This window comes from Halomonas sp. KM-1 (genome assembly GCF_000246875.1).
Taxonomy (GTDB): Bacteria; Pseudomonadota; Gammaproteobacteria; order Pseudomonadales; family Halomonadaceae; genus Halomonas; species Halomonas aerodenitrificans.
Genome location: NZ_BAEU01000097.1, coordinates 35,017 through 43,108, shown reverse-complemented (window position 1 = coordinate 43,108; position 8,092 = coordinate 35,017). Strand labels below are relative to the sequence as shown.

General features: G+C 60.3%; 7 protein-coding genes. 4 read left to right on the top strand and 3 right to left on the bottom strand.

Annotated elements, in window-relative coordinates; translation table 11 throughout:
- Positions 1 to 402: hypothetical protein (locus B8115_RS10450; RefSeq protein ID WP_010627746.1), on the top strand; the 402-nt coding region annotated here is incomplete at its 5' end.
- 17 nt (positions 403 to 419) lie between these two features.
- Here the strand turns inward: B8115_RS10450 and B8115_RS10445 are convergent.
- From B8115_RS10445 to B8115_RS10435, 3 genes are all read right to left on the bottom strand, one after another.
- Positions 420 to 998, bottom strand: coding sequence for a hypothetical protein (locus B8115_RS10445; RefSeq protein ID WP_010627745.1), 579 nt, complete (start codon positions 996 to 998; stop codon positions 420 to 422).
- A 151-nt stretch (positions 999 to 1,149) separates the two neighbouring features.
- On the bottom strand, positions 1,150 to 1,731 hold the full coding sequence (locus B8115_RS10440) for a hypothetical protein (RefSeq protein WP_010627744.1): 582 nt from the start codon (positions 1,729 to 1,731) through the stop codon (positions 1,150 to 1,152).
- Positions 1,732 to 1,803: 72 nt separating this feature from the next.
- Positions 1,804 to 2,403, bottom strand: coding sequence for a hypothetical protein (locus tag B8115_RS10435; RefSeq protein ID WP_010627743.1), 600 nt, complete (start codon positions 2,401 to 2,403; stop codon positions 1,804 to 1,806).
- Positions 2,404 to 3,438: 1,035 nt separating this feature from the next.
- Here B8115_RS10435 and B8115_RS10425 point away from each other — a divergent pair.
- The 3 genes from B8115_RS10425 to putA all read left to right on the top strand — a co-directional run bounded on the left by B8115_RS10425 (position 3,439) and on the right by putA (position 8,060).
- Complete coding sequence (locus B8115_RS10425; RefSeq protein WP_010627741.1) at positions 3,439 to 3,813, top strand: hypothetical protein; 375 nt, start codon at positions 3,439 to 3,441, stop codon at positions 3,811 to 3,813.
- 59 nt (positions 3,814 to 3,872) lie between these two features.
- Positions 3,873 to 4,688, top strand: coding sequence for an AraC family transcriptional regulator (locus tag B8115_RS10420; protein ID WP_010627740.1), 816 nt, complete (start codon positions 3,873 to 3,875; stop codon positions 4,686 to 4,688).
- 180 nt (positions 4,689 to 4,868) lie between these two features.
- Complete coding sequence (gene putA / locus B8115_RS10415) at positions 4,869 to 8,060, top strand: bifunctional proline dehydrogenase/L-glutamate gamma-semialdehyde dehydrogenase PutA (protein WP_010627739.1); 3,192 nt, start codon at positions 4,869 to 4,871, stop codon at positions 8,058 to 8,060.
- The last annotated feature ends 32 nt before the right edge of the window (positions 8,061 to 8,092 follow it).

Below are 8,092 nucleotides of genomic sequence, written 5' to 3'. Positions count from 1 at the left end.
GGTGAAACGCAGCTCCTGACCACCCCGCTTTACCTTCGCGGCCAGCCACCAGCGCCCTGGCAAGCTACCAACTCGAATCGTATTGCGTTATCCCGGGAGATCTTGAATAGTGTCAGCTGGGACGGTGAGTGCTATCTCGTCACCCCCGCACCAGGGGAGCGTTTCGATTATCTGGAGAATGGCGACCTCGCTGCTTTCGGCCCCACGGAAAGCTGCGACCGGCCGGGACACTATCTGATCGAAGGTGCCGGCGGCTTGTATATCGGCCAGTTGGAACTCAGTGAAAACGGCGAGCCAGTGTGCCGTAGCGAGGATGATGTCGGAGCCTTGCCGACCCCGCTGGAGGCCTCAGAGAAAATCGTGGGGCGGCTACTGGCACGCTGGCGAATGGAAGGCGCCTGAGTGGCGCCACTCTACCTTCATTCCACTTCAAGAACGTCGACCTGATCGGTAGTCCGACGAGGCTCACTGCCGATCAGATATCGCCGCGAATAGCTGGCCACCTGCCCCAGCCCATGCCGGGCGCTCCTGACCAGTTCTCCTTCCAAGTGCTCCCCTTGATCGCCGATTCGCTCGCGCACGGCAGGCGGCTGCACGCTGGCCTCCACAAGGTTGACGGTAATGAGGTAGCCGCCATCCGGCAGGCCGCTACCGGGACCGAAGGGCCCTGTGGCAAAACCACCGTTTTCGACCACGGTGCGCGATTGCCAGCGCACACCGCTCAACTCGCGCTCCACTATCACCAGCAGCCGCGTCTCGTCAGGCAGGTTGGTCTCTCCATCGATCATCAAACGACGATCGCTACGCAGGGTAGCCGAGGCGTGCATTTCGACCGCCAGCGGCTCCACTTCGACCGGTTCTTCCACCGGCTCGGTAACGTCAGTCGGCTGTTCGAGTTCGGCCTCCTCCTCCGCCGGTGTGCCATTGCCGTCGCCGCCACAACCCGCCAGCCATACCGCAGCCATCAGGCTTATACAGGATCGACGCCATGCCTTCATGCCTTTCTCCTGACCGAACATTGCCCTACTAGACTAACACTCCGGCAGCCGACAAGTCCTGCCCAGCGCGCATCCTTCGCCCGACGCGACCGAATGCCCCCCTCCTTGATAGGGACAACATATGACGACATGGGCTCCCCGGGAGCAGAGACTATCTCTCTTTATCAGTGAGCAATAATTCGTAATGCCAATGCTCGTAGGGCAGGCAGGGAGTCACCTGCTCACCAAACTGCGCCAGCCTGGCAGCCACCTCTGAGCACTCTACCTGTGAAAAGAATGGACCGATGGCTCGCTCCCTCTCAGCTTGCATCAGACTGAAGTGAAACAGCGCCTGGGGCAAGACACCCGCGCCCAGACTCAGCTGTCGCTCCCCCTTCAGCCTGCCCGCTGCGTCGGCAAGAGCACTGCACAGGTTTACATGCCCGGCCGTAATGGCGCCATCAACGTCAGTTACGACATCATTGCGCCCACCCAGGTGGCAAATTTCCTTGTAAAGTTGAAGCAGCGCCAAAGCCTGCTGACGGAAATGGCCATGCCGTTCTGCATCCTCCCATGCCGCGGCGGCTTTTCTATCGGTCTTTACTTCCCGCTCCAGCTCTTTCTTTTCAACCGAAGCCTCGATACTTCGACTAAGCACAACCCAGACAGGCAAGGCCAATGCGAGAAGCAGGCAAACCACCATGGTGCGAAGAAAAGCACCTTTTCTGATTGTCTTTTCATTGCCTATAAACATTCTATCCCTCTCTCAGATTACTGAATCGCCTGAAAAACCAACAACCCACAGGTGACAATCCAGCAGCCAATATCATTGCAGAGAGCTATAGAGTGTCGGGCTTCGTGACATACCGTAAGGGTTGCAACGCGAGACACGCTCACCCAGCCGTATCAAACGTTCCGCAATCTCTACGCACTCCTCCTGAGTCAAGAAAGGCCCCATGACCTGCTCTTTTTTTTGGGAATGAAACATAAATTCATGCAGCTTCGGGTAAAAACCGCCTCCCCCACTGAGCCGATCGGCATAAGTATCGACCATGCTTGCTGCATCGGCAAAAACATTACATAGTGCTTCATAGCGCAATAAATAAGAAGGGCGCAGCGAGCTCTTTCCTTCATCGCTGAAGTGCTCTGCGAGCAGGCAGTAAAACCGCTGCGCATCGAGAATACTCAAGGAACGCAAAAAAACGTCCTCATCGACTCGCAACAATTCCGCAGCTTGTGCGGAGTAGGAGCTCTTGATTTTTTCATACATGGTCATTTCGGGCTCCTGGCCGACAGCAGCACTCATACTAACTCCATGCGGCCAGAACAACATCCACGACATGAAAGATATAAAAGACACGATTGCAACAATAGGGCCATTTTCTTCAAGAAGTTTCGATCCCGCCTTCCAAATTAGCCTGATCATTTTTCTTCTCCTGCGCTCACGATTCCCTGGTGATATTTGCGTATTCTTGACAGCACCTCTTGTATATCAGACAGCCTCAACCGACATGAGCCGAACGCCGAGGATGCTCACCTCTTACCTGACTGAAAATTCCCATCCAGCCCAAGAACGCCAATGCACGGCCAACCGGACGTTCGTCTTGTTTGGCCACGCTGGCTGACGGCTGTCTACCCTGCCATCGTTGGCAGGCAAAGAAATTAACGCACGTTAAGTTTCTGCAGCTTAATTTTCATTCCGTTTCGCTTTGACCAAAAGTGTATACTATGAGTTACAGTTATCGCTCCCGCCCCACCTGATCGTCACCCTATGTCGGCAACCGCTCCGCTCGCGAGCAGCTTATGAGCAAAGAAAAACCCGGCGCTGCGCCAGGCTTCAAGCGATGTGGTTCCTCTCCAGCTCACCAAGACCTCTGTCCTGCATCCAGGGCGCCACAAGCAAGCCGCGCCAACAAATCACAAAGATGAGCCACAAAGAACGAGCCCCCAGCAATACCGATACTGGGGGCCAATATATTGCTTTATTCAAGATTTCAAGATAAATGTAGAACTCCCTGGCCTGCATGACGTCCTGTCTCGCCCGGCCATCCCTGTTCCTTTCTGTTCGGGCTTCCTGCCTCGTTATCATTAACAATAGCCAGGCTTCCGCCATGATCAAGAAGACTTGAGAAACTGAACGTTTCCTTGTGCATCAAAAGCCCGGCCATGGGCCGGGCCGTATTTACGCGTCCCTGGTGAGAGATTGCCGACACGCAAATACCTCGCAGCGACAGAGAGCCTCACTGCGCTCGATCGGCCGGTTTGCCATGCTTTCCTGCAGGACGGTACAATTTTGCTCATCCGCCAGCGGCTGACGCAGCGGCTACGAACGCTCGTTCCCTTTCAGGTGCTTGATACTGCATGTCTATGACAGGGGGCGATGCCATCCCCACCGGCCTTGGCTGCGCACCGATGCCTCACCGCCGCAAGTCCGGTCCCAGCTTATCAGCGTGGCTCGAACATGGCTCTCTTCCTGCTCATCTTTGCCGTTTGCTTGTTCATTATCGGCGGCATGGTGCTGGTGCTTCTCTTTTCACGTACGCCCCGTTACCGCACCGAGCCGGAGCAGTTGCTGGAGCTGTTCGACAAGGCGATCGCCAACCAGGTCGGTGAGACCGAGTGGAACGTCGTGATCAACTATCCGATTCGCCACGACGACTATCTCGACGGTGTGAGACGGCGCGCCCAGCATTTGATGCAGGAGCACGGTCGCCCCTGGCAAGTGGCTCAGGGCAAGCCCCTGCTCAACAAGACGGGCCAGGCAGAGCTGACGGCATTACGCAACCACCTTGATGCCCACCTGCGGCTGCGTGAAAGGCAACGCAACGAATCGTAGCGTTGACACAACATTGATGTGGTAAGCTCTGTTACGACAGCCACATGCGGGAGGCCCTCATGTCCAGCGTCATACGCCAGATTCCGCTCGATACCGCCACTCAGCACCACTCCCATGACTTTCATCAGATCGTGATCGGTCTGCAGGGCCGGGCGGAGTTCGAAATCGAGGGCCTGGGTGGCGCCATCTCTGCCCTTTCCGGCTGCATCGTGCCTGCCAACCACGTTCACTACTATGTCGGCCAGGGCCAGAACCGCCAGCTCATCCTCGACCTTCCGGCAGATGCCCCTTCGCTCACCGGCTATCATCATGAGCTGTCACGCCTGTTCGACGCACCGCGCTTCTTCGCCCTGGACAAGCCGCTCCAGCACTATCTCGACTTCCTGCTACTCGAGCAGGGCGATAGCCAGGACGGGTTGAGCTCGGCACAGAGCGACCGCCTGGCCGCGACCTTTCTCGGCTGCCTGCACGCCAGACTCGGCGGAGAAACGTCGCCACCGGCAAAACGCCGTCTGAACCTTGCCAAGCTCGACCGCTTCATCGACCGGCACCTGGCGGCACCGATCTCCGTGGCCGACCTTGCCGGGCAGGCCTGCCTCAGCGAAGCCCACTTCAGCAGCTGCTTCCGTGAGCAAACCGGCCTGTCGCCGTGGCAGTACGTACGCCGACGGCGCCTGGAGGCCGCCCGCCGGCTGCTCGAGGAGAGTCGCATGCCATTGTCACAGATTGCGGTGAGTACCGGCTTTGCCCATCAGAGTGCGCTGTCGCATGCGTTTCGCAGTGCTTTCGGCTGCCCGCCGAGCCAGATCCGGCGCGCCGTTCTGGATCGCCCCTCCCCTCTCGACATCACCAACCGACTACAACATACGACTTAAGTCTAAACTTCAATGGCACTGCGGCATTCTGCCGCGAAATTCATAAATCCTTCCCGGTTTTTGGCAAGCAGCCCAGTTCAACCGGCCCTACAGTCAAGGAAGACACACCCATGTTCGGGCAGAGCGCCACGCACATGGCGTTTTGCCGTTCTGGAACGGGTGGATACCCGGGGGATTCCTATGCTCAATGCCGATACCATGCTGAATGCTGCTACCTGGCAGCAGGATCTCGATAGTCTGTTCTCGCGTATCAGCGAACATTACGTCGTGGACGAAGAGACCTTCGTCAAGGAGCTAGTCAGCGTACTCAGCGCCAATCCCGAGGATTTCCGGCGCATTGCCAGCAAGACCGCCGAACTAGTGCGCGAAGTCCGCGAGATGGATACCGCCGTCGATACGATCGATCAGTTGTTGCAGCAGTACAGCCTCGACACCCACGAAGGGCTGATGCTGATGTGCCTGGCCGAAGCCATGCTGCGCATTCCCGATACGGCCACGGCCGACGCGCTGATCGAAGACAAGCTCGGTCCCGCCGACTGGAAGGCCCATGTCGGGCAGAGCGACTCCTGGCTGGTCAACGCCTCCACCTGGGGGTTGCTGATGACCGGCCACGTGGTCACCCTCGACAAGCCGCGCGACGGTAAGCCTTCGGGCTTCATCAACCGCCTGGTCAATCGCATGGGTGAGCCGGTGATCCGCCGCGCCATGTACGAGGCGATGAAAATCATGGGTAAGCAGTTCGTGCTCGGCCGCGACATCGACGAGGCGCTGAAGCGCTCCCGTCCGCTGTTCGACAAGGGCTATACCTACTCCTACGACATGCTGGGCGAAGCAGCACGCACGCGGGCCGACGCCAAGCGCTACTTCGACGACTATGCCAAGGCCATCCAGCAGGTCGGGCTGACCAGCACCAAACTCACCGAACGAACCCCGGCGCCTTCGGTATCGATCAAGCTCTCGGCGCTGCACCCGCGCTACGAGTTCGGCCGTCGCGAGCAAATCCTACGCGAACTGGTGGGCAGCGTAAGCGAATTGGTGACCATGGCCCGCGAGCGTAACGTGGCGCTGACCATCGACGCCGAGGAAGTGGATCGCCTGGAGCTATCGCTGGAAGTGTTCCGTGCCGTCTACGAGAGCGACGCCTGCAAGGACTGGGGACACTTCGGCCTGGTGGTGCAGGCCTATTCCAAGCGTGCCCTGCCGGTGCTGCACTACCTCAATCGTCTGGCCGAGCGTCAAGGCGACGAGATCCCCGTGCGCCTGGTCAAGGGCGCCTACTGGGACAGCGAGATCAAGGAGTCCCAGCAGCTAGGCGTCGAGGGCTATCCGGTCTATACCCGCAAGGCCTGCACCGACGTAGCCTACCTGGTCTGCGCGCGTTTCCTGCTCTCCGACCAGACCCGCGGTCGCATTTTCCCCCAGTTCGCGACGCATAACGCCCACACCATCAGCACCATCCTCGAGATGGCCGACGAGGCGACCCGGCCGTTCGAGTTCCAGCGCCTGCACGGCATGGGCGAGGCGCTCTACGACGCGGCCCTCAAGCGCGCCCCCAAGGGTACCTATTGCCGTATCTACGCGCCGGTGGGAGCGCACAAGGATCTACTGCCCTACCTGGTGCGCCGGCTGCTCGAGAACGGTGCCAACTCCTCGTTCGTGCACCAACTGGTCGACCCCAAGGTGCCGGTGGAGACCCTGTGCGTGCACCCGGTGGAGACGCTGAGCCAGTATCGCACCTTCTCCAACCCACGGATTCCGCTGCCGAAGGACATCTACGGCGCAAAACGACACAACTCGAGGGGAGTCAACCTCAACGTGCGCAGCCATTACGAACCGCTGATGAAGGCCATGTCGGGCTTCATGGAACGCAGCTATGACGTCGCCCCCCTGCTGGCCTTCGATGTACAACGCAACCCGGCCAACGTGCACGAGGTATTCAGCCCCTATGACCGCCGTCAGCGGGTCGGCAGCGTGCAGTGGACCACCCGCGACCAGGCCGCCCGCGCGGTGGATGCCGCCTGGGCCGCATTCCCGCGCTGGGAAGCCACGCCGGTAGCCGAGCGCGCCGCCATCATTCGCCGCCTGGGCGACCTGATGGAAGAGAATCTGGCCGAGCTGATGACGCTGTGCTCCCGCGAGGGCGGCAAGCTGCTCACCGACGGCGTCGACGAGATCCGCGAGGCGGTGGACTTCTGCCGTTATTACGCCATGCGCGCCGAAGAGCAGTTCGGTGAGCCCCTCGAGCTGCCCGGCCCCACCGGCGAATCGAACCGCCTGATGCTGGGCGGCAAGGGCGTGTTCGCCGCCATCAGCCCGTGGAACTTCCCGGTCGCGATCTTCTGCGGTCAGGTGGTAGCAGCTGCCGTGGCCGGCAACAGCGTGCTGGCCAAGCCCGCCGAGCAAACCTCTATCGTGGCTCACCGTGTCATCGAGCTGCTGCACGAGGCCGGCATGCCCCGCGACGTGGTGCAGTTGCTGCCGGGCGACGGCCCCACCGTGGGCAGCGTCCTCACCTCCGACCCGCGCATCACCGGGGTGGTCTTCACCGGCGGCACCGACACCGCGCAGATCATCAACCGCGCTCTGGCCGCTCGCGAGAACGCCCCGCTGCCGGCACTGGTCGCCGAAACCGGCGGCATGAATGCACTGATCGTCGACTCCACCGCCCTGCCGGAGCAGGTCGTGGCCGACGTGATCCAATCGGCTTACCAGAGTGCCGGCCAGCGCTGCAGCGCGCTGCGCGTGCTCTACCTTCAGGAAGACGTGGCCGACCGGGTCATCGAGATCCTGCGCGGCGCCATGGACGAGTTGCACGTCGGCGATCCCCGTGACCTGGGCACCGACGTGGGCCCGGTGATCGACGAGGATGCACGCAAGAACCTGCTGGCGCATATCGAGAAGCTCAAGGGCGAGGGGCGCCTGTTGGCCGAGACCCGCCTGGATCCGGCCCACACCGCGCATGGCACCTTCGTGCCGCCGGTGGCCTTCAGCATCGACGCCATCGACGCCCTCGAGCGGGAACAGTTCGGCCCGGTGCTGCATGTGGTGCGCTACAAGGCCAGCGAGATCGAGAAGGTGCTCGACTCGATCAATGCCAGGGGCTACGGGCTGACCTTCGGCGTACATAGCCGCAATGAATCCTTTGCACAGCTCGTTGCGCAGAAGATTCGCGTTGGCAACGTGTACATCAACCGGAATATCATCGGCGCCGTCGTGGGTGTGCAGCCGTTCGGTGGGCAAGGTCTTTCCGGTACCGGCCCCAAGGCGGGCGGACCGCACTATCTGCTGCGTTTCGCCACGGAGAAGACCGTGACCGTCAATACCGCCGCGCTGGGCGGTAACGCGTCACTGCTTGCGCTGGGAGACGAGTAACCGCGCTCGTCATTGACCACAACAACATTTGA